23 protein-coding genes and 1 tRNA gene are annotated in these 25,294 nt (G+C 72.1%); 11 read left to right on the top strand and 13 right to left on the bottom strand.

What is annotated here, in order from left to right; all coding sequences use genetic code 11:
- Positions 1-102: 102 nt before the first annotated feature.
- From ACFY30_RS23050 to ACFY30_RS23025, 6 genes are all read left to right on the top strand, one after another.
- On the top strand, positions 103-1,068 hold the full coding sequence (locus ACFY30_RS23050; RefSeq protein WP_390847039.1) for an ABC transporter ATP-binding protein: 966 nt from the start codon (positions 103-105) through the stop codon (positions 1,066-1,068).
- On the top strand, positions 1,058-1,966 hold the full coding sequence (locus ACFY30_RS23045) for an ABC transporter permease (RefSeq protein WP_390847038.1): 909 nt from the start codon (positions 1,058-1,060) through the stop codon (positions 1,964-1,966). The genes ACFY30_RS23050 and ACFY30_RS23045 overlap by 11 nt, the downstream gene beginning before the upstream one ends.
- Positions 1,963-2,874: an ABC transporter ATP-binding protein gene (locus ACFY30_RS23040; RefSeq protein ID WP_390659851.1), complete on the top strand. Its 912-nt coding sequence runs from the start codon at positions 1,963-1,965 to the stop codon at positions 2,872-2,874. Before ACFY30_RS23045 ends, ACFY30_RS23040 begins: the two co-directional genes overlap by 4 nt.
- A 10-nt stretch (positions 2,875-2,884) precedes the next feature.
- Positions 2,885-3,604 (top strand): ABC transporter permease subunit, encoded by a 720-nt coding sequence (locus tag ACFY30_RS23035; RefSeq protein WP_390822908.1) that lies wholly within the window; start codon positions 2,885-2,887, stop codon positions 3,602-3,604.
- Positions 3,605-3,695: 91 nt separating this feature from the next.
- Complete coding sequence (locus ACFY30_RS23030) at positions 3,696-3,938, top strand: hypothetical protein (RefSeq protein WP_390847037.1); 243 nt, start codon at positions 3,696-3,698, stop codon at positions 3,936-3,938.
- 239 nt (positions 3,939-4,177) lie between these two features.
- A tRNA-Ser gene (locus ACFY30_RS23025) sits at positions 4,178-4,264 on the top strand.
- A 112-nt stretch (positions 4,265-4,376) separates the two neighbouring features.
- Here ACFY30_RS23025 and ACFY30_RS23020 read toward each other — a convergent pair.
- The 9 genes from ACFY30_RS23020 to ACFY30_RS22980 form a co-directional block, all read right to left on the bottom strand.
- Entirely contained in the window at positions 4,377-5,180 is an 804-nt protein-coding gene (locus ACFY30_RS23020; RefSeq protein WP_390847036.1) for an HAD family hydrolase, read from the bottom strand.
- Entirely contained in the window at positions 5,177-6,454 is a 1,278-nt protein-coding gene (serS, locus tag ACFY30_RS23015; protein ID WP_390847035.1) for a serine--tRNA ligase, read from the bottom strand. Before serS ends, ACFY30_RS23020 begins: the two co-directional genes overlap by 4 nt.
- Positions 6,455-7,016: 562 nt before the next feature.
- The gene (gene pheA, locus ACFY30_RS23010) at positions 7,017-7,949 is read right to left on the bottom strand and encodes a prephenate dehydratase (RefSeq protein WP_390847034.1); all 933 of its coding nucleotides are present in this window, start codon (positions 7,947-7,949) and stop codon (positions 7,017-7,019) included.
- 211 nt (positions 7,950-8,160) lie between these two features.
- Complete coding sequence (gene efeB / locus ACFY30_RS23005) at positions 8,161-9,453, bottom strand: iron uptake transporter deferrochelatase/peroxidase subunit (RefSeq protein ID WP_390847033.1); 1,293 nt, start codon at positions 9,451-9,453, stop codon at positions 8,161-8,163.
- An 8-nt stretch (positions 9,454-9,461) separates the two neighbouring features.
- Positions 9,462-11,363, bottom strand: coding sequence for a copper resistance CopC/CopD family protein (locus ACFY30_RS23000; RefSeq protein ID WP_390847032.1), 1,902 nt, complete (start codon positions 11,361-11,363; stop codon positions 9,462-9,464).
- 13 nt (positions 11,364-11,376) lie between these two features.
- Positions 11,377-11,847 carry a copper chaperone PCu(A)C gene (locus tag ACFY30_RS22995; RefSeq protein ID WP_390847031.1) on the bottom strand — a complete coding sequence of 157 codons (471 nt, stop codon included), beginning with the start codon at positions 11,845-11,847 and terminating at the stop codon, positions 11,377-11,379.
- Positions 11,848-11,870: 23 nt separating this feature from the next.
- Positions 11,871-12,524, bottom strand: coding sequence for an SCO family protein (locus ACFY30_RS22990; RefSeq protein ID WP_390847030.1), 654 nt, complete (start codon positions 12,522-12,524; stop codon positions 11,871-11,873).
- A 101-nt stretch (positions 12,525-12,625) separates the two neighbouring features.
- Positions 12,626-13,378 carry a YcnI family protein gene (locus tag ACFY30_RS22985; RefSeq protein WP_390847029.1) on the bottom strand — a complete coding sequence of 251 codons (753 nt, stop codon included), beginning with the start codon at positions 13,376-13,378 and terminating at the stop codon, positions 12,626-12,628.
- A 163-nt stretch (positions 13,379-13,541) separates the two neighbouring features.
- Positions 13,542-14,414, bottom strand: a complete 873-nt coding sequence (locus ACFY30_RS22980) for a hypothetical protein (RefSeq protein ID WP_390847027.1) — start codon at positions 14,412-14,414, stop codon at positions 13,542-13,544.
- Positions 14,415-14,667: 253 nt separating this feature from the next.
- On the opposite strand from ACFY30_RS22980, the gene ACFY30_RS22975 reads away from it, so the two are divergent.
- The 3 genes from ACFY30_RS22975 to ACFY30_RS22965 all read left to right on the top strand — a co-directional run bounded on the left by ACFY30_RS22975 (position 14,668) and on the right by ACFY30_RS22965 (position 17,039).
- A complete protein-coding gene (locus ACFY30_RS22975) occupies positions 14,668-15,123 on the top strand; it encodes an ATP-binding protein (protein WP_390847026.1) in 456 nt (151 codons plus the stop codon).
- A gap of 111 nt (positions 15,124-15,234) precedes the next feature.
- Positions 15,235-16,164: an intradiol ring-cleavage dioxygenase gene (locus tag ACFY30_RS22970; RefSeq protein WP_390847025.1), complete on the top strand. Its 930-nt coding sequence runs from the start codon at positions 15,235-15,237 to the stop codon at positions 16,162-16,164.
- Between the two features lie 8 nt (positions 16,165-16,172).
- Entirely contained in the window at positions 16,173-17,039 is an 867-nt protein-coding gene (locus ACFY30_RS22965) for a triphosphoribosyl-dephospho-CoA synthase (protein ID WP_390847024.1), read from the top strand.
- A 366-nt stretch (positions 17,040-17,405) separates the two neighbouring features.
- Here the strand turns inward: ACFY30_RS22965 and ACFY30_RS22960 are convergent, their stop codons facing one another.
- The 4 genes from ACFY30_RS22960 to ACFY30_RS22945 form a co-directional block, all read right to left on the bottom strand.
- Positions 17,406-18,623 carry an MFS transporter gene (locus tag ACFY30_RS22960; RefSeq protein ID WP_390847023.1) on the bottom strand — a complete coding sequence of 406 codons (1,218 nt, stop codon included), beginning with the start codon at positions 18,621-18,623 and terminating at the stop codon, positions 17,406-17,408.
- Between the two features lie 114 nt (positions 18,624-18,737).
- Positions 18,738-20,114, bottom strand: coding sequence for a PLP-dependent aminotransferase family protein (locus ACFY30_RS22955; RefSeq protein ID WP_390847022.1), 1,377 nt, complete (start codon positions 20,112-20,114; stop codon positions 18,738-18,740).
- Between the two features lie 63 nt (positions 20,115-20,177).
- Complete coding sequence (locus ACFY30_RS22950) at positions 20,178-21,668, bottom strand: aminopeptidase P family protein (RefSeq protein WP_390847021.1); 1,491 nt, start codon at positions 21,666-21,668, stop codon at positions 20,178-20,180.
- A gap of 84 nt (positions 21,669-21,752) precedes the next feature.
- Positions 21,753-23,153: a PP2C family protein-serine/threonine phosphatase gene (locus tag ACFY30_RS22945; RefSeq protein WP_390847020.1), complete on the bottom strand. Its 1,401-nt coding sequence runs from the start codon at positions 23,151-23,153 to the stop codon at positions 21,753-21,755.
- A gap of 631 nt (positions 23,154-23,784) precedes the next feature.
- Here ACFY30_RS22945 and ACFY30_RS22940 point away from each other — a divergent pair.
- Both ACFY30_RS22940 and ACFY30_RS22935 read left to right on the top strand, forming a co-directional pair.
- Entirely contained in the window at positions 23,785-24,450 is a 666-nt protein-coding gene (locus ACFY30_RS22940) for a bifunctional DNA primase/polymerase (protein WP_390659868.1), read from the top strand.
- A gap of 56 nt (positions 24,451-24,506) precedes the next feature.
- Positions 24,507-25,097: a hypothetical protein gene (locus ACFY30_RS22935; RefSeq protein WP_390847019.1), complete on the top strand. Its 591-nt coding sequence runs from the start codon at positions 24,507-24,509 to the stop codon at positions 25,095-25,097.
- The last annotated feature ends 197 nt before the right edge of the window (positions 25,098-25,294 follow it).

Below are 25,294 nucleotides of genomic sequence, written 5' to 3'. Positions count from 1 at the left end.
AGGGGATCCCTTACGGGCCCGTACATCTGAGGTCTGACGCGAAGACGGCTCTGAGGTCTGACGATTTCCGTGGCGTGCGTCACTACATTCGACGCTGTGACTGTGATCGCGACCGAAAGCCTGAGCAAGCGGTTCCCCCGGGTGACCGCTCTCGACCGGCTGTCCGTGGACATCGGACCCGGTGTGACAGGACTCGTCGGTGCCAACGGCGCCGGCAAGTCCACGCTCATCAAGATCCTGCTGGGTCTCTCGCCCGCCACCGAGGGCCGCGCCGAGGTGCTCGGCCTCGACGTGGCCACCAAGGGCGCCGCCATCCGCGAGCGGGTGGGCTACATGCCGGAACACGACTGCCTGCCGCCCGACGTCTCGGCCACCGAGTTCGTCGTGCACATGGCCCGCATGTCCGGCCTGCCGCCCACCGCCGCGCGCGAGCGCACCGCGGACACCCTGCGCCATGTCGGGCTGTACGAGGAGCGCTACCGCCCCATGGGCGGTTACTCCACCGGCATGAAGCAGCGCGTCAAGCTCGCCCAGGCGCTGGTGCACGACCCGCAGCTGGTCTTCCTCGACGAGCCGACCAACGGCCTCGACCCGGTCGGCCGCGACGAGATGCTCGGCCTGATCCGCCGCATCCACACCGACTTCGGCATCTCGGTCCTGGTCACCTCCCACCTCCTGGGCGAACTGGAGCGCACCTGCGACCACGTCGTGGTGGTCGACGGCGGCAAGCTCCTGCGCTCCAGCTCCACCACCGACTTCACTCAGACCACGACCACCCTGGCGATCGAGGTCACCGACACCGACGACCACCCGGACGGCACCCGCGCGGTGCGGGAGGCGCTCCACGCGCGCGGGGTGGACGTCCTGGACTCCGGCGGCGGCCTGCCGGGCGCCGGCCACATCCTGCTGCTGACCGCCCAGGGCGAGGACACCTACGACGTCGTCCGGGACGTGGTCGCCGACCTCGGCCTCGGCCTGGTCCGCATGGAACAGCGCAGACACCACATCTCCGAGGTCTTCAAGGACAGCGACACGACAAGGAAGGAGGCCGTCGGCCATGGCGGTTGAGCACCCCGTCACGACCCCCTCGGGGGACCAGACCCGCATCCACAACATCGGCTACCGCAGCTACGACGGCCCCCGCCTCGGACGCGCCTACGCCCGCCGCTCCCTGTACTCGCAGTCCCTGCGCGGCGCCTACGGCCTCGGCCGCTCGGTGAAGTCCAAGGTGCTGCCCATGCTGCTGTTCGTGGTGATGTGCGTGCCCGCGGCCATCATGGTCGCCGTCGCGGTCGCCACGAAGTCCAAGGAACTCCCCCTGGACTACACGCGCTACGCGATCGTCATGCAGGCCGTCATCAGCCTCTACGTCGCCTCGCAGGCGCCCCAGTCCGTCTCCCGCGACCTGCGCTTCAAGACGGTCCCGCTGTACTTCTCGCGGCCCATCGAGACCGCGGACTACGTACGCGCCAAGTACGCGGCGCTGGCCTCGGCGCTGTTCATCCTCACCGCCGCCCCCCTGCTGGTGCTCTACATCGGCGCGCTGCTGGCCAAGCTCGACTTCGCCGACCAGACCAAGGGATTCGCGCAGGGACTCGTCTCCGTGGCACTGCTCTCGCTGCTCTTCGCCGGCATCGGCCTGGTCATCGCCTCGGTGACCCCCCGACGGGGCTTCGGCATCGCGGCTGTCATCGCCGTCCTGACCATCTCCTACGGCGCGGTCTCCACGCTCCAGGCCATCGCCGAGGCCCAGAACAGCACCGGCGCGATCCCCTGGATCGGCCTGTTCTCACCGGTCACGCTCATCGACGGCGTGCAGTCCGCGTTCCTCGGCGCGAGCTCCGCCTTCCCGGGGGCCATAGGCCCGTCCACCAGTGAGGGCGCCGTCTACGTCCTCGTCGCCCTCGGGCTGATCGCGGCCTGCTACGGCCTCCTGACGCGCCGCTACCGGAAGGTGGGCCTGTGACCACGCTCAGCATCGACCACGTCTCCCGCTGGTTCGGCAACGTGGTCGCCGTCAACGACATCACCATGACCATCGGCCCTGGAGTCACCGGCCTGCTCGGCCCCAACGGCGCCGGAAAGTCGACCCTCATCAACATGATGGGCGGCTTCCTGGCCCCCTCCACCGGCACGGTCACGCTCGACGGACAGCCCGTCTGGCGCAACGAAGCGATCTACCGGCACATCGGCATCGTCCCCGAGCGCGAGGCGATGTACGACTTCCTCACCGGCCGCGAGTTCGTCGTCGCCAACGCCGAGTTGCACGGCCTGGGCGACAAGGCCGCCCAACGCGCCCTGGCCACGGTCGAGATGGAGTACGCGCAGGACCGCAAGATCGCGACCTACTCCAAGGGCATGCGCCAGCGCGTGAAGATGGCCAGCGCTCTCGTGCACGAGCCGTCGCTGCTCCTGCTCGACGAGCCCTTCAACGGCATGGACCCGCGCCAGCGCATGCAGCTCATGGACCTGCTGCGGCGTATGGGCGACGAGGGCCGCACCGTGCTGTTCTCCTCCCACATCCTCGAAGAGGTCGAACAACTCGCCTGGCACATCGAGGTCGTGGTCGCCGGACGGCACGCGGCCAGCGGCGACTTCCGCAAGATCCGCCGGCTGATGACCGACCGCCCGCACCGCTATCTGGTGCGCTCCAGCGACGACCGCGCCCTCGCGGCCGCGCTGATCGCCGACCCGTCCACCGCCGGCATCGAAGTCGACCTGGCCGAGGGTGCGTTGCGCATCCAGGCCGTCGACTTCGGCCGCTTCACGACGCTGCTGCCGAGGGTCGCCAAGGACCACGGCATCCGGCTGCTGACGGTCTCGCCGTCCGACGAGTCCCTCGAGTCCGTGTTCTCGTACCTGGTCGCGGCGTAGGAGGCCCACGATGTACGACCCCACAGTCGCCCGGCTCACCTACCGGGCCCTGCTCGGCCGGCGTCGGGCCCTCATTCTGGGCGCCCTGCCCCTGCTGCTGATCGTGATCTCCCTGGTCGTGCGCGCCCTGGCCGGCGCCGACGACCAGACCGCGTCCGACCTGCTGGGCGGGCTCGCGCTGGCCACGATGGTGCCGATCATCGGCGTCATCGCCGGCACCGGCGCGATCGGCCCGGAGATCGACGACGGCTCCGTGGTCTATCTGCTGTCCAAGCCGCTGAAGCGGCCGACGATCATCTTCACCAAGCTGATCGTCGCGATAGCGGTGACGATGGTGTTCTCGGCCCTGCCGACGCTGATCGCCGGGTTCATCCTCAACGGCAACGGCCAGCAGATCGCGGTGGCCTACACGGTCGCGGCGCTGGTCTCCTCCATCGCCTACGCGGCACTGTTCCTGCTGCTGGGCACGGTGTCGCGGCACGCGGTGGTCTTCGGCCTCGTCTACGCCCTCGTCTGGGAGGCCCTGTTCGGCTCCCTGGTGCCGGGCGCGCGCACCCTCAGCGTCCAGCAGTGGTCGCTGGCCGTCGCCCACAAGGTGGCCGGCGGGGACCTGGTCACCTCGGACGTCGGACTGACGACGGCGACGGTGTTCCTGGTCGCGGTGACCGTCCTCGCCACCTGGTACGCGGGGCAGAAGCTGCGGTCGCTGACGCTGGCGGGCGAGGAGTAGGCGGGCTTCCCGGAGGGCGGACCGTTCTTGACGGGGATTTCATCCCCCTCCGGGCACACTGGGCGAAGCGGATACGGCCAGGGAGGACGGGATGGCGGACGACATACCGGTCAGCGACGGTCGCGGACGCTCCGGGGACGAGGTCTGGGAAGACCTCGTCCTGGACGAGGAGTTCATCCGCGCCGCCGAGACGTCCGAGCCGTCCGCCCGGGCCCGGATGCTCGCCGCACGCTGGCGGGCGGAGGAACCCGAGCCCCAGCCCTGGCGTTCCGACGAGCCGCCCGCCGGATGGTTCTTCAGCAAGGCCCGCCGCCGCAGGTGGCGCCGCCGTTAGCGCGGCTGTTTTATTCGGTGGCGCCCAACTCGTCCGCCGGGCAGAGTGGTTGTCGTCCACCACGAACGGGGAGAGGAGCGGGGCGATGTCCATGCACGGCAGTACGTCCAGCTCCCGACAGGGCAGCCGGCGGCGGGCTTCGGAGTAGTTACCCCTCCGTGGAGCCTGTGTCGCACGGGGAGCTGCCCGGGGCGGCCGCTTCGAGCACGCGATGTCGCTCTCGCGTGGGCCGCCCACCCGGAGGATTGGCCGAGTGGTAAGGCACCGGTTTGCTAAACCGTGGTCGGGGGTCACACCTCGCGCACGTTCGATCCGTGCATCCTCCGCGAGACGTTGTCACTGGGACTGGGGCGTGACCGACCAGGTGGCCGCACGGATGCGGGAGCGTCCTGGCCGGTCGCGCAGTTCCCCGCGCCCAGGGATCGCCTGCGGCGATCCCTAGCCCAGCAGTCGCTCCACCACCACCGCGATCCCGTCCTCCTCGTTGGAGGACGTCACCTCGTCCGCGACCGCCTTCAACTGCTCGTGGGCGTTGGCCATGGCCACGCCCCGGGACGCCCAGGCGAACATCGGGATGTCGTTGGGCATGTCGCCGAAGGCGATCGTCTCCGCGGCCTTCACCCCCAGGCGGCGGGCCGCCAGGGAGAGTCCCGTGGCCTTGGAGAGGCCCAGCGGGAGGAGTTCCACGATGCCCTCCCCGGCCATCGCGACGGTGACGAAGCCGCCCGCGGCCCGGTGGGAGGCTTCCGCGAGCTCGTCGTCCGTCAGCGTCGGATGCTGTATGTAGATCTTGCTCAGCGGTGCCGTCCACAGGTCGGACGCGTCCGTGAAGGGGGTCGAGGGCAGTCTGCCGGTGACCGCGTAGCCGGGGCCGACCAGCACGTCGCCGTCCAGCCCGTCCCGGCTCGCCGCCAGGTACAGCGGGCCGACCTCCGCCTCGATCTTCGCGAGGGCCACCCCGGCCAGCTGCCGGTCCAGGGTCACCGACGTCAGCAGGCGGTGCGCGCCGGCGTCGTAGACCTGGGCGCCCTGGCCGCAGACGGCGAGGCCGTCGTAGCCGAGGTCGTCGAGGATGTGCCGGGTCCAGGGGACCCCGCGGCCCGTGACGACGATGTGCGCCGCGCCCGCCGCGGTGGCGGCGGCGAGCGCGTCACGGGTGCGCTGCGAGACCGACTCGTCGGAACGCAACAGCGTTCCGTCGAGGTCGGTCGCGATCAGCTTGTACGGAAACCCGGTACTCACTTGGCGACGGGCTCCAGGACCTCCCGGCCGCCGAGGTACGGGCGCAGCACCTCGGGCACGCGCACGGAACCGTCGGCCTGCTGGTGGTTCTCGAGGATCGCCACGATCGTGCGCGGGACGGCGCAGAGCGTGCCGTTGAGCGTGGCCAGCGGGCGGACCTGCTTGCCCTCGCGGACGCGGATCGACAGCCGGCGGGACTGGAACTCGGTGCAGTCCGAGGTCGAGGTCAGCTCGCGGTACTTGCCCTGCGTCGGGATCCACGCCTCGCAGTCGAACTTGCGGGCGGCCGAGGCGCCGAGGTCACCTGTGGCGACGTCGATCACGCGGAACGGCAGCTCCAGCGAGGTCAGCCACTGCTTCTCCCACTCCAGCAGGCGCTGGTGCTCGGCCTCCGAGTCCTCGGGGGAGACGTAGGAGAACATCTCGACCTTGTCGAACTGGTGGACGCGGAAGATGCCCTTGGTGTCCTTGCCGTGCGAGCCCGCCTCGCGGCGGAAGCAGGGGGAGAAACCTGCGTAGCGCAGCGGCAGACGGTCCGCGTCGATGATCTCGTCCATGTGGTACGCGGCGAGGGGGACCTCGGAGGTGCCGACCAGGTACAGGTCGTCCTTGTCGAGGTGGTAGACGTCCTGGGCCGCCTGGCCGAGGAAGCCGGTGCCCGCCATCGACTGGGGGCGGACCAGGGCCGGGGTGAGCATCGGGGTGAAGCCGGCCGCCGTGGCCTGGGCGATCGCCGCGTTGACCAGGGCCAGCTCCAGCAGGGCGCCGACACCGGTCAGGAAGTAGAAGCGGGAGCCGGAGACCTTGGCGCCGCGCTCGACGTCGATCGCGCCGAGCAGCTGGCCGAGCTCCAGGTGGTCCTTGGGCTCGAAGCCCTCGGCGCCGAAGTCGCGGATGGTGCCGTGCGTCTCACGGGTGACGAAGTCCTCCTCGCCGCCCACGGGCACGTCCGGGTGCACGAGGTTGCCGAGCTGGAGGAGGAGCTCCTGGGTCTCGGCGTCGGCCGCGTTGCTCTCGGCGTCGGCCGCCTTGACGTCGGCCTTGAGCTGCTCGGCTCGCTTGAGCAGCTCGGCCTTCTCGTCGGCGGAGGCCTTGGGGATCAGCTTGCCGAGCGCCTTCTGCTCGGCGCGCAGCTCGTCGAAGCGGACGCCGGACGACCTGCGCCGCTCGTCGGCAGACAGGAGAGCGTCGACGAGCGCGACGTCCTCTCCACGGGCGCGCTGGGACGCGCGCACACGGTCGGGGTCCTCACGGAGCAGGCGAAGGTCAATCACGCGGTCAAGGCTACCGGTGCGCGCTTGCGGCTCACGACTCACTATTCCGAACCGCGCGCCGATCACTGCGAATCGCGGCTTACGTTCCGTTATGAGGGAATTGCCGAGCGTGTCAAGGAAAGGTGTCTCACTCCCTGGGACGGGGCATGTGACGGGCGTCGCATTGACTCGATCTCCTTGCGGTGTGCGGGACTTGGGGGCTCGGTTGTCCACAGGCATCCACACCCCGAGTGAGTTATCCACAGGGTGTGCGAAAGGTCTGTGGACATCGGAATGGATCATTCCGAGGCGGGGTCGCGGAGCGAGGAATTCCTGTTTCAAACCCGCTCCACCTCCACTTTCGAGTGGAAATGGGTCGCCCCAAAGGATTGATCGAAGGAAACGGGTGGACGAAGAGTGATGTGCGCGGCTGTGGGCGCACTGGGCCCGCTCAGGGCGATTTGTCGACCGGACGGCCCTTTGTTGTCGACTTGTCCCCAGGTCGAGAAGCCCACCTGTGGATAACTCCTGTGGATAACGAAGATATGCAGGTAGGACAGGTCTGCACCGGACCCGGGGCGGTCTAGAACCGGCCGTCCTGGCAGCGCGCCACCCAGTCCGCCGCCGCGACGAACTCCCCGTCCGAGGTCCCGGTCAGCGGAGCCGGTACGTCCGCCACCGTCACATCGGCGCGCGGGTACGAGCCGAGGAAGCGCACATCGCGGCAGATCCGCTTCAGCCCCATCAGCGCGTCCGCCACCCGGCGGTCGGAGATGTGGCCCTCGGCGTCGATGCAGAAGCAGTAGTTGCCGATACCGGCGCCGGTCGGCCGGGACTGCAGCACCATGAGGTTGATGCCCCGGGTGGCGAACTCGCCCAGCAGGTCGCGCAGCCCGCCGGGGTGGTCGTCGCGCTGCCACAGCACCACCGAGGTCTTGTCCGCGCCGGTCGGCGCCGCGGGCCGGGCGGGCCGGCCCACCAGCACGAACCGGGTCTGGGCGTTCTCGGCGTCGTGGATCCCGGTCTCCAGGGCCTCCAGGCCGTACCGGGCCGCGGCGAACTCGCCCGCGAAGGCGGCGTCGTAGCGGCCTTCCTGGACCAGGCGGGCGGCGTCCGCGTTCGAGGCGGCCGACTCCCAGACGGCGTCGGGGAGGTGGGCCTTCAGCCAGTTGCGGACCTGCGGCTGGGCGGCCGGATGCGCCGAGACCGTCTTGATGTCCGACAGGGTCGTGCCGGGCCGGACCAGCAGCGCGAAGGTGATCGACAGCAGCACCTCGCGGTAGATCATCAGCGGCCTGCCCGCGACCAGTTCGTCCAGGGTGGTGGTGATGCCGCCCTCGACGGAGTTCTCGATCGGCACGAACGCGGCCTCGGCCTCGCCGCCGCGCACCGCGTCGAGCGCGGACTGCACGGACACATAGGGAATCAGCTGCCGGGTGGCGGTCTCCGGAAGCGTGCGCAGGGCGACCTCCGTGAAGGTGCCCTCGGGGCCGAGGTACGCATAGCTCGCTGGCATGACCTCACCCTAATGGCCCTTGTGCGACCGGGCCCCCGTGTCTCACGAGCGCCCCTCGCAGGAATGAATCCGCGTAACCCCGGAAGGAAGCGATGGACCAGACCGCAGCAGCCGGCCCGATCACCCACTCCTGCCCGCACACCCTGCCTGCCGCGCTACGCCCGCATCCCACCCGCCGCACTCTCCCCGCGCATCCCTCCGGCCTCCCGGCTCACCCCTCCAGCAACGCCTGCCCCACGTACTCGCCCTCCGCCGCCCCGCCCGGCACCGCGAAGAGGCCGCTGGACTCGTGGCGGATGTACTTCGACAGGGCGTCCCCGCGGTCCAGCTTGCGCTGCACGGTGACGAAGCCGCGCAGCGGGTCCGCCTGCCAGCAGATGAAGAGCAGGCCCGCGTCGGGAGTGCCGTCCGCGTCGATGCCGTCGTGGTAGGAGAAGGGCCGCCGCAACATGGCCGCGCCGCCGTTCTGGTCGGGCCGGGTGATGCGGGCGTGCGCGTTGATCGGGACGACCAGATCGCCGTTCGCGTCCGTCTTCTCCAGGTCCATCTCGGTCGTCTCACCGCCCCCGGACAGCGGTGCCCCGTTGGACTTGCGGCGCCCGATCACCTGCTCCTGCGCGGTGAGCGACAGTTTCTCCCAGTCGTCGAGGAGCATGCGGATCCGGCGGACGACGGCGTAGGAGCCGTTCGCCATCCAGGCGGGGTCCTTCGTGCTCTTCGCCGGGACGAAGATGCGCTCGTCGAAGTCGGAGTCCGCCGGCTTGGGATTGCGGGTGCCGTCCATCTGACCCATCAGGTTGCGGGCCGTCATGGGGTGGGCGGTGGCGCCCGGCGTGCGGTTGAAGCCGTTCATCTGCCAGCGGACCTTCGCCGCGCTGCCCGCGTCCTTCTGGATCGCGCGCAGGGCATGGAAGGCGACCAGGGCGTCGTCCGCACCGATCTGCACCCACAGGTCGCCGTTGCTGCGGGCCTTGTCGAGGTGGTCGGAGGAGAAGTCCGGCAGCGGATCCAGGGCGACCGGGCGCTGCTTCTCCAGGCCGGTGCGGGCGAAGAAGCTGTTGCCGAAGCCGAAGGTGATCGTCAGCGAGGACGGGCCGGCGTCCCGGGCGACGTCCGTGTCGTCGTTCGGGGCCGCCTCGCCCGCCATCAGCCGGCGGGCCGACTCGGACCAGCGGCGCAGCAGCGCGGCGGCTTCCTTGCGGCCCGCGCCGGCCGCGAGGTCGAAGGCCACCAGGTGCCCGCGGGCCTGGAGGCCCTGGGTGATGCCGGGCTGATGTTTCACGTGAAACGGCGCCTGGCCCGCCCCGATCGAGGACAGCGGGGTCGCCTGCGCGGGCGCCGCCGCATAGCCGGCGGCCGCTCCCGCCGCCCCGAGCACCAGCCCGGTGGCGCCTGCGGTACCGAGCAGCTTGCGTCGCGTGAGACGCGTCGGGCCCTCGGCGGACGGAGGCTCGGCGGAGGCGGACCGGGGGGTGGGGGCCTCGGGGAGTGTCTGGTCGGGCATGGTGCGGTTCAGCCGATCTGCGCGTTCTTGGAGACGGTCACCTGGTCGATGTCGGAGGTCCGCACGGTCACGGCGATCTTCCATTCGCCGGCCATGGGGATCTGCACTCCGGTCGCCGCCCAGTGGCCGGTGGTGATGTGGTCGGGGGCGACGGGCAGCGGCCCGATGTCCTTGGTGTCGAGGGTGAAGGCGACCTTGACCTCGGGGACGTCGAAGGCGCGTCCGTTGGGCCGGGTCACATAGACGTGCATCTCGTTGGCGCCGGTGCGGGCCGGGTCGAGGTCGACGCTGACGACGCCCTTGCCGTCGGCGCCGCCGGTGTCGAAGGACATGTCCAGGGTCAGGGCGCCCGAGGTGGAGTCCGACGAGGAGGACGAGGAGGAAGCGGACGACGCCGAGGCGGCCTTGGCGGCCTCCAGCTCCGTACGGCCGGGCTCCGTCGAGGTGAGCGCGGTGGTGACGGCGAGGAGCACGACGGCGACGCCGGCCTCGGCGAGCACCGAGCGGCGCAGACCGAAGCGGTTCGGGTCGCCGTCCCGCAGCCGCTTCTCGCGGGCCGCGTCGACGGCGGCCCGCTGCCGGGCGAGCTGGGCGGCACGCTGGGAGTCGCCGGCGCCCGCGGCCACGGGCGCGTGCTCCTTGGCGGGCTGCTCCTTCCCGGCCTCCTCCGGGGCGACCGTGGTGTCCGCCAGCCGTGCGGTCCACCGCCGGGAGATCCAGGCGATGCCGACGAGCAGGGCCACCAGGCCGATCTTCACGAGGAGCAGCTGCCCGTAGCGGGTCTCGGTGAAGGCCGACCAGGAGCCGAGCTGGCGCCAGGACTGGTAGACGCCGGTCGCGATCAGGGCGATGACGCTGCCGAAGGCGACCTGGGAGAAGCGGTGGACCGCGGTGATCTCGACAGGCCGCTCCGCGGGCGCCCGGTAGAGGGCCACGAGGAGCGCGGTGAGGCCGCCCAGCCAGCTGGCGACCGCCAGCAGATGGAGGACGTCGACCGGCATCGCGATGCCGGGCTGCAGCCCCGTCGAGGCGTGCTCGGCCATGGCCCAGCTCGCGGCGAGCCCGGCGGCCACGACGGTTCCGCCGACCGCGAGGCCGAACCTCAGGTCGCGCTTCTCCTCGTCCTCCCGCTTGTCGTAGGCACCGAAGAGGACGGCGATGAACAGCGCGGCCGCGGCCAGCAGCAGCAGCCGGGAGACGAGGGCCGCGCCCGTCTTGGTCTGCAGCACCTGCCCGAGCAGCGCCAGGTCGAAGACGTCGCCGAACGTGCCGGATCCGGTGTAGGAGCCGCGCAGGAGCAGCAGGAACAGGGTGGCCGCGGTCATCGCGAGCCAGCCGGAGACCACCAGCCGCTGCAGCGCCCGTACGCCGGTGCCGCGCTGCCAGCAGGCCAGCACGAAGGCGGCCCCGCCCGTCATCACGATGAAACCGGCGTACGACACGTAACGGCCGAAACCGTACAGCCCGCCGACGACCCCGCCGCCCGCCTCCTGGTCGGACACCGAGACGCTGGTTTCGGAGGGGGAGCCGATGGAGAAGGTGTAGGCGCCGGCGACGGGGTGGCTGTCGGCGGACACCACCTGATAGGTCACGGTGTACGTGCCGTCCGGCAGGCCCGAGTGCAGCGGCACCGCGTACGAGGTGCCGCTCGTGTGAGCTGCCTTGCCGCTGTCGACGCGGGCGCCCTTGGGGTCGAGGACGCGCAGCGAGTCGTCGTTCAGCGAGACGCTCTCGGAGAAGGTCAGCGTCACCTGGGTGGGCGCCTTGTCGACCACCACCCCCTGCGCGGGGTCGCTGCCGGTCAGTGCGGCGTGCGCGGAGGCCGGTCCGGCACCGGCGAGCAGCGCCGCGGTGACCGCCAGGAACAGCAGCACGAGCATCCGGACGCGGGGGGCGATGGTCTGCGTCAAGGTGGTCCCTCCCTCAGTGGCCGGTCTTCGGGGTGTACGTGGCGGACTTCACCGGGATCTCGACCGTGACCGGGCCGGACTCGGCGAAGTGCAGTTCGACGGTCACCTTCTCGCCCTGCACCGGCCTGCTCTTCAGCTTCTCGAACATCAGGTGGTTCCCACCGCTCTTGAACACGAGTTGACCGTGCGCGGGGACGTCGAGGGAGGTGACCTCCTCCATCGAGGAACCGACGGTCTCGTGGAGGGTGACGCTGCCCGCGGCGGCACTGGTGACGGAGGTGAGCTCGTCCTTGGCGCCGCCCGTGTTGACGACGGTGAGGAAGCCCGCGGCCATGGTGTCCGAGACCGGCTGCGGCATGTAGGCGGACCGGACGGACAGCTCGGCCTCGCCGTCCGGGCCCGAGCCGCAGCCCGCCAGCAGCAGCGCCCCGGTGGCCACGGCGGCGGGCACGGCGAGGTGCCTGCCGCGGGTCCCCGGTTTCACGGGGTGGTGCGTTGCTCGGCACTTCACGGGGTCTGCCCCTTGATGATCTTCGGCAGGTCCTTGGTGTAGTCGTCGACCGTGGCGCCCTCGCCGTACAGCAGGTAGCCGCCGTCGGTCTTCGGGGAGAAGGCGATGACCTGGGTGCCGTGGGTGGAGACGATCTTGCCGTTCTTGTCCTTGTGCGGCGCCTCGACGGAGATGCCGAGGGTGCGGGCGGCGGCCTGGATGGTGGCGAACTTGCCGGTGAGGCCGACGACCTGGGGGTCGATGCCCTTGAGCCACTTGCCGAGCGCGGCCGGGGTGTCCCGGTCGGGGTCGGTGGTGACGAACACCACGCGCAGCTCGTCCTGGTCCGCCTTGGACAGCTGCTTCTTGGCGACGGCGATGTTGTTCATCGTCAGCGGGCAGACGTCCGGGCAGTTGGTGTAGCCGAAGTAGACCAGCGTGGGGTGGCCCTTGGTCTCCTTGCGGAGGTCGTACGAGGTGCCGCGGGTGTCGGTGAGGACCAGGTCCGGCTTGGTGAAGGGCTGGTCGAGCACGGTCGCGGCCTGCTGCTTGCCGGTCTCCTCGGAGACGGCGGCGACGGAGCCGGCGCCGCCGTCCCCGCTGCCGCACGCGGAGAGGGTGAGGGTGGCGGCGGCGAGCAGCGCGGCCGCGGCGAACGTCTTCTTGCGCATAGAGAAATGTCCCAGATGTGTGAACTCCGGCACGCACCGGGGTCGTGCGCGTCCGTGCGGGTGCACGTGCCCCGGTGCGTGCGGTGGCGGAGCGGGGTGGGTCAGGCGTCGGACGTCGTCCGGCGGCGGCCGGCGAGCACGCCGTAGGCCACGCCCGCGGCGCCGACGACGATGCCGACCACGCCGAGGACACGGGCGGTGGTGTCGGTGCCGCCGGAGTCGGAGGCGGCCTCGGTCGTCGAGGCGGCGGCCTCGGCGTCGTCGGAGGACTCGTCGGAGGCGTCCTCGGCGGCCGCACCGCCGTGGTGGTCGTCCTCGGAGGCGTCCGCCAGGGCGAGCACGGGCGCCGGGTTCTCCGGTTCCTCCGCGCCGTCCTCCTGCACCTCGATCCAGCGCACGACCTCCTTGTTGGAGTACGTCTGGACCGCCTTGAAGACGAGTTCGTCGGCGTCGTCGGGCAGCGCGCCCATGGAGACCGGGAACCGCTGGATGTAGCCGGGCTCGATGCCCTTGCCGTCGGCGGTCCAGGTGACCTTGGTGACGGCTTCGGAGATCTGCCGGCCGTGCACCTCGAGCGGCTTGTCGAGCTTGCTCTTGGTGACGGTGGCCTTCCAGCCGTCGATCTTCTCCGGCATCACTGAGGCCAGCGGGTGGTCGGTCGGGAAGGTGACCTCGAGCTTGGTGGTCGAGGCGTCGTCGCGCTCGTTGGGGACGCGGAAGTTGACGAGGGCGTACCCGCCCTTGGCGGCCGTGCCGTCCGGCTGCACGCTGACGTGCGCCAGGGCGGGTGAGGACAGCGCGAGGACGGCGGAACCGGCGACAGCGGCGGCGGCGGCGATACGAGAGGCCTTCATGGCAGGGAGCACTCCACTCCGAGTGAGGTCTGACGGTGGGAGGCGTGCGCGGCGGGCCGGAGGAGACCGGCGGGCCGGGCGCACGCGCGCGTGCCGCACGACGGCGGCCACGCCTCCCACGTGACGTACGGAGTACGGAGCGCGGAGTGCTGGTCGGGTCGTGTCAGGCAGCGAGGACGAGGGCGGGTACGGCCGGCGGGCCGCGTCTGGTCACCGTGTGCTGGAGTGCGGTGGTCCGGGGCACCGGGAGCGGGAGAAGGGCGGTGCGCGGGGCGCGCGGGCCCGCCTCCGGCGTGGCCGGCAGCCCCGCGAGCAGGGCGCGCACCAGCGCGAGCGCCCCGCGCAGGGACCGTACGAGTGCCCCCTCGGCGACGCCGTGCGCCGACAGTTCGATCAGCCGCCGCAGTGCCGAGTCGCCGCGCCGCAGCAGCCAGCCCGCGGCGAGGGCCGCGAGGAGATGGCCGAGCAGCATGGGCAGGGACGGCAGCAGGGACATCGACGAGCCGGTGGTGGTCAGCGCGTCCGCGGGATGGTGCATGGAGCCCATGCCGCTCATCCCGCTCATGTCCGTACCGCCGGTGCCGCCGAGGAGCCGGGCGTCGGTCAGGATCTTCCGGGCCTGGGCGGGACTGATCGCCGCCGCCGTCGCCCCGCAGGCCAGCCGGGCCGCCCGCGCGACGAGCGCGGCGTCGGACGCGGGCATCGAGGCGGCCGCGGTGGACGCGGCGGCGGTGTGCTGCCCGAGCCCGAACAGCGTGTGCAGCACCGTCTGTCCGACGGCGAGCAGCGCCACGACGCCCGGCAGCGAACGCTCGCGCCCGGCGAGCGGCAGCACGACCGCGAGAGCGCCCAGGAAGCCGGCTCCGAGCGTCCACAGCGGAACCGTGGCGCAGGAGGCCAGGGTGTGCCCCGCCGCGGCCAGCACGACGCAGACCGCGGTGAACACCGCGGCCCGCAGCAGTCGGACCTCGCGTCCGGAGCGCGCGCCGCAGCGCTCGCTTCGGGGGCGCGCCGCGCGCTGGTGGGGGGCAGTCATGGCGGGCTCATCATCGCACTGGCCCGACGGCCGCCGTACGGCAGGTCCGCAAGATGCGGTCCACCTCCCTACGATGCGGAAGATCCCCTTCTGGTAAGACTGGTGCGGCTGATGCCTCCTGCGCCCCACATACACCGATTCCGGTCATCCGTGCATCCCCCATATGGGCGGCATCACGTCGAATTCGCGCTTACATACCCGCCGGGGCGGCAATACGTATCGGTATGTCGAGCCGCGGCCAGGAGGCTGGAGCATGAGCATCTGGTGGTCACTCCATCTGCGGCGCGAAGCCGCGAGCGTTCCGCTCGCCCGCCGTCTGCTGCTCGGCGCCATGGAGACGGCCGGGGTCGATCCCGACGTCAGCTACGACCTGTCCGTCGCCCTGAGCGAGGCCTGTGCCAACGCCGTCGAGCACGGCGGGGACACCGCGCACGGCGGCTCCTCGGAGGCGTACCGGGTCACCGCCTACCTCGACGGCGAGAAGTGCCGTATCGAGGTCGCCGACTCGGGGCCCGGCTTCACCGGTGAACGGCCCGCCCCCGTACCGGTGCGCACGAGCACCGACGCCGAGCAGGGCCGGGGCCTCTTCCTCATCCAGGAGCTCGCCGACCACGTCCACATCGGCAACAAGCCGGGGCGCGCGGGAGCGGTGGTCAGCTTCGACAAGATCCTGAAGTGGCGCAAGGACGCCCCGCTGATGGCCGTGTGACGGTCCCTCAGAACCCGTGAGAGGCACGGAACTTCAGGTTCCTCAGCACTCACAGCTTCCTCTCAGCGTTCTTCCAGCCCGTTGATGGGCTGCGTTCCTAACTTCCTGGTCATGACGGGAAACCACAAGGACACCAGGATCACCCGGCGCCGCGCTCTCGCGGTGACGGGCGGGACGGTCGCGGCCGGCGGACTCGCCGTGGCGGGCTACCAGTCGGCGTTCGCCGACACCGGCACGGAGGCCGGGGCGACCGCGGACGCCACCTCGACCGCCAGCGCGTGCATGACACTGATGAGCAGTGTCACGGAAGGGCCCTACTACCTCGACGGTGCCTTGGTGCGCAAGGACATCACCGAGGGCAAGAGCGGCGTACCGCTGACCCTGCGCCTCACCGTCGTCGACGCCACCGACGGCTGCACCCCGGTCAAGGGCGCCGCCGTCGAGATCTGGCACTGCGACGCCTGGGGCTACTACTCCGGCTACACCACCGCCAACCCCGGCGGCTCGGCCCCCGCCGAGAGCGAGGACGGCTCCACCGCCGACGACAGCACCTACCTGCGCGGCTACCAGATCGCCAACGCCAACGGGGTCGTCAAGTTCGAGACGATCTTCCCCGGCTGGTACACGCCCCGCACCTGCCACATCCACGTCAAGGTGCACACCGGCGGCGAGAAGGAGGACGGCACCTACGAGGGCGGCAAGGTCAACTACACCGGCCAGTTCTTCTTCGACGACGCCGTCGCCGAGGAGATCTTCGCCCTGGAGCCCTACTCCCGGCACTCCGGCAGCTACACCACCCTCGACAACGACATGGTCTACGACGGCGGCGGCGCCTCCAGCGGTCTGCTGACCCTCAAGGCCGTCCACAAGGCCGACCCGTCCAAGGGCTACAAGGGTTCCCTCACCCTCGGCATCGACCCGGACGCCGAGAACACCGGCGCGGGCAGCGGCAGCGGTGGCGGCGACGGCGGTACTCCCCCGGGCGACGCGCCGACGGGCACCCCGCCGAGCGACGCCCCCACGGCCTCCGCGTCCTCGTAGGCGAGTCCATGACGCGCCGTGAGGACGACGTGCTCGCGCAGGCCGCCGTGGCCGCGCTCACCGGTCAACTGGCCCTGGCTCCCAAGCCGGGCCTGCCCGACCCCCGTGACCTGGACGCCCGCGTCACCCGCAGAGACCACTGCGGGCTGCGCTGGTCGGCCAAGGCGCTCGCACCAGGCCTTGCGGCGATGGCCGCCGCCGCCCGCCGCACCGGCGAACCCACGCCCCGGCTGCGCGCCGAACTCGGCGCGATCGGACGGTGCGTCGAGCACTCGGTGGGCCTGGCCGGCGGCGGGCACCGGGGCGCGCTGTGGACACTCGGCCTGCTGGTCGCGGCAGCCGCGCTCAACCCGCGCGCGCGGGGCGCCGAGGTCGCCCAGGCCGCCAAGCGGATCGCGGCGCACCCCGACCGGGGCGCCCCGCGACGGCCGTCCCGCGGCTCGACCGTCTCCGCCAAGTACGGCGCCGCGGGCGCCCGGGGCGAGGCCCGCGCCGGGTTCCCGCACGTACGGAGGGCCCTGGACGCCCTGGCCAAGGCGCGCTCGGCCGGGGCGGGCGAGGCGGAGGCGCGGCTGGACGCCCTGCTCACCGTGATGTCCACCCTCCAGGACTCCGAACTCCTCTACACCGCCGGGCCCTTGGGCCTGCGGCACGTGCAGGCGGGCGCCCGCGGCGTCCTGGAGGCGGGCGGCACCGCCACGGCGGCGGGCCGCGAGGCGCTCGCCGCCCTCGACGCCGATCTGCACGAGCGGGCGTGGAGTCCGCGGGGCAGTGCCGGGTTGCTGGCGGGGGCGCTGTTCGCGGACTCCCTGCCGGTCGTCGGCGCGGGAGCCACCCGGGTTCCCGGTACGCGGGCGCCGGGTCCGGTGACGTGACAGCGGCCCGCTACGAGGGCCGGGTCCGATGGCGTGACGGGCGCCCGGCGTGAGGGGCCGGGGCCGGGTGGGTGTCGCTCGCCCGCGCGCGCGGGGTGCCGCTGCGCCCACCCGTGCCGCCCCAGCGGCACGACTGCCCGCAGCTAAGGTGCTGTTCGCGCACAGGCGGGGTGCGGTGCGTCCACCCGTGCCGCCCCAGAGGCACGACTGCCCGCAGCTGTGGTGTTGGTCGCCGGCGCGGGCGGGTGCGGTGTGTCTGCCCGGGTTGGCCCGGGGTACGACTGCCCGCAGCTACGGTGCTGTTCGCGCGCGGGCGGGGTGCGGTGCGTCCGCCCGGCCTCGGCCCCGGGGTACGACTGCCCGCAGCTACGGTGTTGCCGGCTGCTGTTGGGGTGTGGTGGCCGCCCGTCGGGTTGCCGGGCTCAGCGCGTGTGACGCCGTCACCGTCACCGCGCCCAGCAGCAGCCAGCCGGGTGGTCCCCCTTCCACCAGCAGCCAGGTCAGTACCAGCGGGCCGAGGGTGCGGGCCAGCGTGACGCCCGTGCCGAACAGGCCCTGGTACTCGCCGACGCGGTCGGCCGGGGCCAGGTCGAAGGAGAGCTGCCAGGCCCCCGCCGACTGTCCCATCTCCGCGACCACCTGCAACACCGCCCCCGCCACCAGCACCCCCGCGGCCACCCACGCCGACGCCCCCGCGGACAGCGCGAACACGACGCACGCCGCGCACATCACCCACCCCGCCCGCCGCACCGCGCGCAGGGCGCTGTCCAGCCCGGTCACCCCGCGCGCCGTCCGCACCTGGAACACCGTCACCACGGCCGTGTTCAGCACGAACAGCGCCGACACCAGCCAGGCCGGTGCCCCGGTCCGCTCGACGATCCACAGCGGCAGCACCAGACTCAGCAGCGGCAACCGCAGCAGCAGCACGGTGTTGAGCAGCGCCACGACCGTGTACGGCCGGTCGCGCAGGACACTTGCTCGGGCACGCGCGGGTACCCGCACGGCACGCGCCACCCGGGGCAACCCCGCCAGCAGCAGCGCGCACACCAGGAAACTCACCGCGTCCACCACGAACACCCCGGTATACGCCTCCCGCGTCCCGGCGTGCAGGGCGAGCCCCCCGAGCCCGGCGCCCACCGCGAGCCCGGCGTTCAGCGTCGACTGCAGGCGGGCGAGCAGCCCTGTGCGCTCCCCGGCGGGCACCAGCCCCGCCAGCAGCGCCTGCCGCGCCGCCGCGAGCCCCGACTGCGCGGCCGCGTACCCGCACGCCACCAGGACGAACGGCACGAACCCGCGGACGACGGTGAAGGCCGCCACCGCGAGCCCGGTCGCCAGCGCCAGCAGCACCGCCGTACCGCGCGCCCCGCGCCGGTCCGCGAGCCGCCCCAACGGCACACCGGCCAGTGAACCGAACGCCCACCCCAGGGTCAGCCCGAGCCCCACGCGCGCGGGCGCGAGGCCTACGACCTGCGTGAAGTACAGCGCCGACGTCGTGTAGTAGGCGCCGTCCCCGACCGAGTTGCTCAACTGGGCGAGCACGAGCAGGCGTCCTCGGGCGGTCCTCGTCGCACCGGCGATCGTCATACCGCCGACGCTAGACGCGCAGTGGACCGGTCGGCAGTGCCAATCGGGCGCCGTACGGATGGTCCAATCAGCGCCCGGATCAGCATCCGGGTCGGCGCCCGGGCCAGCGGCCGATCAGCTTCCCTCCAGCACCTTCGCCAGCACCTCCAGCGCATCCGGATACACCCGCTCGCGGGGGGTCCCGTAGCCGACGACCAGGCCCTGAAGATGTTCCCCGCCGCCCGCGCCGGGTCCGTGCCAGTGCTCCCCGAGCCGTCCGACCGCCAGCCCCTCCGCCTCCGCGCGGGCCAGCACCTCCGCCTCGTCGCCGACCTCCACCAGCGCGTGCAGCCCCGCCGCGATCCCGCGCACGCCGCGGCGCGCGCCCAGCCGGTCCAGCAGCAGGTCACGGCGGCGCCGGTAGCGCAGCCGGCACGCGCGTACGTGACGGTCGTAGGCGTGACTGTCGATCAGTTCGGTGAGGGCGAGCTGCCCGATCGACTCGGTGTGGTGGTCGCTGTGCAGCTTGGCGTCGGCGACCGCGTCGACCAGATGCGGCGGCAGCACCATCCAGCCGAGCCGCAGCGCGGGCCCGAGGGTCTTGGAGGCCGTGCCCAGGTAGACGACCTGTCCCGGGGCCATGCCCTGCAGCGCGCCGACGGGCTGCCGGTCGTAGCGGAACTCCCCGTCGTAGTCGTCCTCGACGATCAGCCCCTCACGCGCGCGTGCCCAGTCCGTCAGCGCCCGTCGCCGCTCGGGGTGGAGGGTGACCCCCGTCGGGTACTGGTGCGCCGGCGTGACCACCACGGCCCGCGCGCCCCCCAGTTCCGCGACGCGCACCCCCTTCTCGTCCACGCCCACGGGCACGACGGTCCCGCCGTTGCGCCGCACGACCTCCCGGTGGAACGGCAGCCCCGGGTCCTCCATCGCGACCTCGGCACCCTCCAGGACACGGGTGAGCAGCGCCAGCCCCTGTACATAGCCGGAGGTGATCACGATCCGCTCCGGCGGCGCGACCACGCCCCGGGCCCGACCCAGGTACCCGGACAGCGCCGTGCGCAGCTCGATGCGGCCGCGCGGATCGCCGTAGTCGTACGCCAGGGAGGGTGCCGTGGCGATGGCGCGGCGCAGCGCCCGCAGCCAGGCCGCCGCCGGGAACGCGCCGACGTCCGGGCTGCCGGGCCGCAGGTCGAAGCGAGGCTCACGCGCGCGGGTGACGGCCTCCGGCGGTTCGGTGCCGGCGGAGGTCAGCGAGGCGACCCGGGTCCCCGACCCCTGCCGGGCGGTGAGGTAGCCCTCGGCGACGAGCTGGTCGTAGGCGGCCTTCACGGTGTTGCGCGAGATGCCGGTCTCCACCGCGAGCCGCCGGGTGGCCGGCAGCCGCGTCCCGGGCGCCAGCCGCCCCTCCCGCACCGCGTCCCGCAGCGCCCGCTCCAGCCCGGCCCGCCGTCCTTCGCCGGTATCGGGTTCGAGATGCAGATCGACACCGACACCGGACCAGAAGTCGTTCACGAAGTCCCCCTAGACATGTGAATGGCCGGGCACTCAGCAGTACCCGGCCATCGGCTCGAACCCTCAGCCCCTGAGCGAAGCCATCCACGCCTCGACCTCGTCGGAGCGGCGCGGCAGCCCGTCCGACAGGTTCCGGTTGCCGTCCTCCGTCACGAGGATGTCGTCCTCGATCCGGACGCCGATGCCCCGGTACTCCTCGGGCACGGTCAGGTCGTCGGCCTGGAAGTACAGCCCCGGCTCGACGGTCAGCACCATGCCGGGCTCCAGCGTGCCGTCGACGTACGACTCCACGCGGGCGGCGGCGCAGTCGTGGACGTCCATGCCGAGCATGTGACCGGTGCCGTGCAGCGTCCAGCGGCGCTGCAGGCCCAGCTCCAGCACCCGCTCCACCGGACCCTCGACCAGCCCCCACGCGACGAGCTTCTCCGTGAGCACGCGCTGCGCGGCGTCGTGGAAGTCGCGGTACTTGGCGCCCGGCCTGACGGCCGCGATACCGGCCTCCTGGGCCTCGTACACCGCGTCGTAGATCGTCTTCTGGATCTCGCTGAAGCGGCCGCTGACCGGCAGGGTGCGCGTGACGTCCGCGGTGTAGTACGTGTGCGTCTCGACGCCCGCGTCCAGCAGGAGCAGGTCGCCGGAGCGGACCGGACCGTCGTTGCGCACCCAGTGCAGCGTGCAGGCGTGCGGGCCGGCGGCGGCGATGGTGCCGTAGCCGACGTCGTTGCCCTCGACCCGGGCGCGGAGGAAGAACGTGCCCTCGATGTACCGCTCGGAGGTGGCCTCGGCCTTGTCGAGGACCTTCACCACGTCCTCGAAGCCGCGGACCGTCGAGTCGACGGCCTTCTGCAGCTCGCCGATCTCGAAGGCGTCCTTGACCAGCCGGGCCTCGGAGAGGAAGACCCGCAGTTCCTCGTCGCGCTCGGCGGTGACCTTGTCGGTCAGGGCCGCCTCGATGCCGGCGTCGTGCCCGCGCACGACGCGCACCGGGCCCCTGGCCTCGCGCAGCCGGTCGGCGAGCTCGCGCACGTCGGCGGCGGGGATGCCGTACAGCTTCTCCGCCTCGGTGAGGGAGTGGCGGCGGCCGACCCACAGCTCGCCCTGGCCCGACAGCCAGAACTCGCCGTTCTCCCGGTCGGAGCGCGGCAGGAGGTAGATCGTCGCGGTGTGGCCCCCGCCCTCGGGCTCCAGGACGAGGACGCCGTCCTCGGTCTGGTTGCCGGTGAGGTAGGCGTACTCGACGGACGCGCGGAAGGGGTAGTCCGTGTCGTTCGAGCGGACCTTCAGGTTGCCGGCGGGGATCACCAGACGCTCGCCCGGGAAGCGGGCGGAGAGCGCGGCGCGGCGGGCGGCGGTCCGGGCGGCCTGGGCGATCGGCTCCAGGTCGCGCAGTTCGGTGTCGGCCCAGCCGGACTTCATGTTCTCGGCCAGCTCGTCGGACACGCCCGGGTACAGGCCGTTCTTGCGCTGCTTGATGGGCTCCTCGGTCTCGTCCGGGCCCGCTGCGTCAGCAGCGGAATCGGACACTGCCGGGGTGAGCTCGTCGGCCACGGTCATCCTCCTCGATACGGCACTGGACCCCCTCCATCGTACGGTCGTACGTAAGGGGGCCCAGGGGCGAAGGTCCTGTCACCGAGCCGTTCACTCGAAGCGCGCCGCCAGCAGTACCACGTCCTCCTCGCCGTGCTGCTCGGCCGACCCGTCGGGCAGGACCGTGCGCAGCACGTGGTCGGCGATCGCGCCGGGGTCGTGGCGCAGTGCCCTCGGCACACCGGCGGCCGCCGCGTGCAGCCGGGCGAAGGCGCGGTCCACGGGGTCGCCGGTGCGGTGCAGCAGCCCGTCGGTGTAGAGCAGAACCGTCTCTCCGGGTTCGGGCTCCAGCTCCACGCTCGGCGCCTCCCAGCAGGCCAGCATCCCCAGCGGCGCGGAGACGGAGGTCTCCACGAACTCCGTGCGCCGCTCTCCCATCAGCAGCGGCGGGCAGTGCCCGGCGCCGGCCAGGGTGATCTTGCGCAGGGCGGGCTCGCAGTAGGCGAACAGGGCGGTCGCGGAGCGGGCCGGCTCGGTCAGCCGCAGCAGCAGCTCCAGGTCGGACAGGACCGCGACCGGGTCCTCGCCCTCCATCACGGCGTACGCCCGCAGGGAGGCGCGCAGCCGGCCCATCGCGGCGACCGCGCTGGGGCCCGAGCCGGTGACCGACCCGACCGCCAGGCCGAGGGCCGCGTCCGGCAGCGGCAGCGCGTCGTACCAGTCGCCGCCGCCGCGCGGGCCGGTACGGTGCCGGGCCGCGAGCTGGACGCCGGGCACCCTCGGCAGCCGGGAGGGCAGCAGTTCCTCGGTCATCGTCGCCATGGACGCGCGTGTGCGCTCGACCTCGAGGAGCCGGGACAGGTGCTCGGCGGCGGTGCGGGCGTACAGGCCGACCAGGTGACGCTGGCGTTCGCCCGGCTCGGCGGGCTCGTCGTAGAGCCAGACGGCCGCGCCGACGCGGCCGTCGGCGGCCTCGGCGACCAGGGGCAGGGCGTAGCTGGCGGCGTAGCCGAGACGGGCGGCGACCTCGCGGTGGCGGGGGTCGAGTCCGTCCTCGGCGAAGAGGTCGGGCTCGGCGATCTCGCCCTCGCCGCCGGGCAGCCCGTCGAGGATCCGGCCGTAGGAGAGGGCGCTGCGCGGCACGGTCTCGATGTGGCCGAGATCCGCGCGGCCGAGGCCGAGGCCGATCGTGGTGTCGGGACCGAGCCCGTCGGCCGGTTCCAGCACGACGAGACCGCGCCGGGCGCCCACGAGGGCGGCTCCGGCGCGCAGCAGTTCGGTCAGGGCCTCGGGCAGTGCGTTCGTGCGGGCCAGGCGTTCGGTCAGTTCGTGCAGGGTCGTGAGGTCCGAGACCCAGCCGGCGAGCCGGTCCGTCAGGAGGGCTCCCGGGCCGGAGGAGGCCGTGGCGGCCGGTGGGGCCCCCGGGGAGGCGGGCGCGGGCGCGACAGTGTGTGCGGGCGAGGGAACCGTTGAATCGATTCCGGCCACTTTCGGAGCGTGAGGGGCGTTCATGGCGTCCGGCTCTCGGACCGGCGCCTATTGCTCAAAAGCATCGCAAACCCCCATGTCAATCTGCGCCGCCAGCAGTGTCTCCACATCTACACGCACTCGTAAGGGGATGTCCAGCATTGTCCTGCTGGGATTAGTGGTGTCCGCGAGGCCTTCGGGGGGAATCCGGCCTGCTTCATCCGACCCCCTTGTGGATTCGCAAAATTGGCTTGAAACTGACTCGGGTTACGGTTGTTTGCGGTCGACTGGCCTTGCTCCACGGAGCGTCACAGCGGTCGTGATGGGTACGTACTCGGTAAGGACCAGGGGTCGTCGGGAGCCACCCGGAACCTGGTGACCGATCCGGGCGTCATAGCCACCGACGACCGTGCCCCATCCTCCCGTGGCGGAGGCGGAGAGAAATACAGCGGGCGGCAAAACGCCAGACTTCGCCACCCCGCGCCACGCCCAGCCTTTTGATGGACGCAAGTCGGCGGAGCGGCCGCGGAAGCGGCCGGTACTCGGCCCCCAGGGGTTCCCCTTGTCGCGGACAGGGGTGTGATGCGCCAACAGGTACGCCCAGTCAAGTGATCGACACATGGTGTGATGTGGCCCACGGTGTTGCCAGCGGTGCAACGGAAAGGAACGAGCGCTCATGCGCGAGATCCTCGGAAGGCGACGCAGGCTCCTGTCCCAGCGCAGCGACAAGGGGTCTGAGTTGGTCGACTCGGCCCTGACCTTCGCGACGGAATGGCAGTGGCCCGTTCTCCCGGGTGTGACGGCGGACCAGCGGAGCACGTCCCGCTGCGGCTGCCCCGACCCGGAGTGCGTGATGCCCGGCGCTCATCCCTTCGACCCCGGCCTCCTCGCGGCCACCACCGACGAACGCATGATCCGCTGGTGGTGGGGCAACCGCCCGGCCGCGCCGATCGTCCTGGCCACCGGGGGCACGGCCCCCTGCGCCGTCAGCCTCCCCGCCCTCGCGGCGTCCCGCGCGCTCGTGGCGCTGGACCGGCAGGGCATGCGGCTCGGCCCGGTCGTCGCCTCGCCCACCCGCTGGGCGATCCTCGTACGGCCCTACACCATGGAGCAGTTGGGCGAACTGCTGTACGCCAAGGACTTCGTCCCCGGCTCCCTGCGCTTCCACGGCGAGGGCGGCTACCTCGCCCTGCCCCCGTCCGAGACCGGCCGCGGCGACATCCGGTGGGAACGCGCCCCGCTGCCCGGTTCGGCCGCCCCGTGGGTGCCCGACGTCGAGGCGGTGGTGGACGCCGTCGTCGACGCCCTCACTCGTACGGGTGTGAGCGCGCCCGAGTTGTAGGGGTGTCGGGGGCGCGCCGGTCGGGAGGCCCGCGTTCGCCCCTTATCTTCCGCAGTATGCAGCTTCCTTCCGGGGGGCCGCCCCCAGACCCCCGATGGGTTCGTCTTCTCCCCCTCGGCGGAGCCGTGGCCTGCGCGCTCGTCCTTCCCCTGGCCATGGCGTCCGCGGGGCCGGCCGGAGGCGAAGGGCCACCGGCCGCGCGCTCCCTCACGTCCGCCGGTGACGGTACGGATCCGAAGGCGCCCTCCGCCGCGCCGTCCCCCGCTCCCGGGCTGCTCGGCCTCGGTCTGGCCACCGCCGTCCGGTGCGGTCCCGAACTGAGCTCCCCCGAAGGCGTCGAGGCCCAGACCTGTGTGCTGACCCAGGGGCAGGACACCTGGGCGCGCACCTACTACCGCAACGCCACGGGACGCGCCCTGGAGGCCGTCCTGAGCCTCATGGGGCCCAGGGAGCGCACGGTGCAGATGCGCTGCGCCGTGGACGCCGAGGACGAGCCGGACACCTGTGAGACACCCCGTGAGCGGACACTGGGGGCGCTGGACGCGTACACCGCGATCGCCGAGTTCTCGACGGTCGGGGGAGCGGCGGGCGAGGGGCCGCTGCTGCTGCGGTCCGGCAGCAACTCCGCTACGGACGACGGCAGTTGACGCGAGGCCCGGTGGCGCCCCGGTCGGCCGGGCATGGAAAGACCCGGTTGCTGGCGACGGGGGATGCACCAGCAACCGGGCTATTGGAACGGTAACAAGAGATCGGCTCCAGGCAAATTCGATCTCTTGTTTTCATCGGGCTTTCGGACACCCGCTGATCGGCGTTTTCTGGCTCCGACTCACCTTGCGTGGAAGGG

The organism is Streptomyces sp. NPDC000345 (genome assembly GCF_042898825.1).
In the GTDB taxonomy this organism is placed as follows: domain Bacteria; phylum Actinomycetota; class Actinomycetes; order Streptomycetales; family Streptomycetaceae; genus Streptomyces.
The sequence above is the reverse complement of the archived record's forward strand: the minus strand, read 5'-3'. Positions and strand labels throughout refer to the sequence as shown.

Bases quoted from the DNA above. Each gene is read 5' to 3' on its own strand.
- efeB (WP_390847033.1), bottom strand. From the start codon at position 9,453: ATGCCCGACCAGACACTCCCCGAGGCCCCCACCCCCCGGTCCGCCTCC.
- ACFY30_RS22985 (WP_390847029.1), bottom strand. From the start codon at position 13,378: ATGAAGGCCTCTCGTATCGCCGCCGCCGCCGCTGTCGCCGGTTCCGCC.
- ACFY30_RS22980 (WP_390847027.1), bottom strand. From the start codon at position 14,414: ATGACTGCCCCCCACCAGCGCGCGGCGCGCCCCCGAAGCGAGCGCTGC.
- ACFY30_RS23035 (WP_390822908.1), top strand. From the start codon at position 2,885: ATGTACGACCCCACAGTCGCCCGGCTCACCTACCGGGCCCTGCTCGGC.
- ACFY30_RS22990 (WP_390847030.1), bottom strand. From the start codon at position 12,524: ATGCGCAAGAAGACGTTCGCCGCGGCCGCGCTGCTCGCCGCCGCCACC.
- ACFY30_RS22940 (WP_390659868.1), top strand. From the start codon at position 23,785: ATGCGCGAGATCCTCGGAAGGCGACGCAGGCTCCTGTCCCAGCGCAGC.
- ACFY30_RS22935 (WP_390847019.1), top strand. From the start codon at position 24,507: ATGCAGCTTCCTTCCGGGGGGCCGCCCCCAGACCCCCGATGGGTTCGT.
- ACFY30_RS22945 (WP_390847020.1), bottom strand. From the start codon at position 23,153: ATGAACGCCCCTCACGCTCCGAAAGTGGCCGGAATCGATTCAACGGTT.
- ACFY30_RS23045 (WP_390847038.1), top strand. From the start codon at position 1,058: ATGGCGGTTGAGCACCCCGTCACGACCCCCTCGGGGGACCAGACCCGC.
- ACFY30_RS23030 (WP_390847037.1), top strand. From the start codon at position 3,696: ATGGCGGACGACATACCGGTCAGCGACGGTCGCGGACGCTCCGGGGAC.
- ACFY30_RS22960 (WP_390847023.1), bottom strand. From the start codon at position 18,623: ATGACGATCGCCGGTGCGACGAGGACCGCCCGAGGACGCCTGCTCGTG.
- ACFY30_RS22975 (WP_390847026.1), top strand. From the start codon at position 14,668: ATGAGCATCTGGTGGTCACTCCATCTGCGGCGCGAAGCCGCGAGCGTT.
- pheA (WP_390847034.1), bottom strand. From the start codon at position 7,949: ATGCCAGCGAGCTATGCGTACCTCGGCCCCGAGGGCACCTTCACGGAG.
- ACFY30_RS22970 (WP_390847025.1), top strand. From the start codon at position 15,235: ATGACGGGAAACCACAAGGACACCAGGATCACCCGGCGCCGCGCTCTC.
- ACFY30_RS22965 (WP_390847024.1), top strand. From the start codon at position 16,173: ATGACGCGCCGTGAGGACGACGTGCTCGCGCAGGCCGCCGTGGCCGCG.
- ACFY30_RS22950 (WP_390847021.1), bottom strand. From the start codon at position 21,668: ATGACCGTGGCCGACGAGCTCACCCCGGCAGTGTCCGATTCCGCTGCT.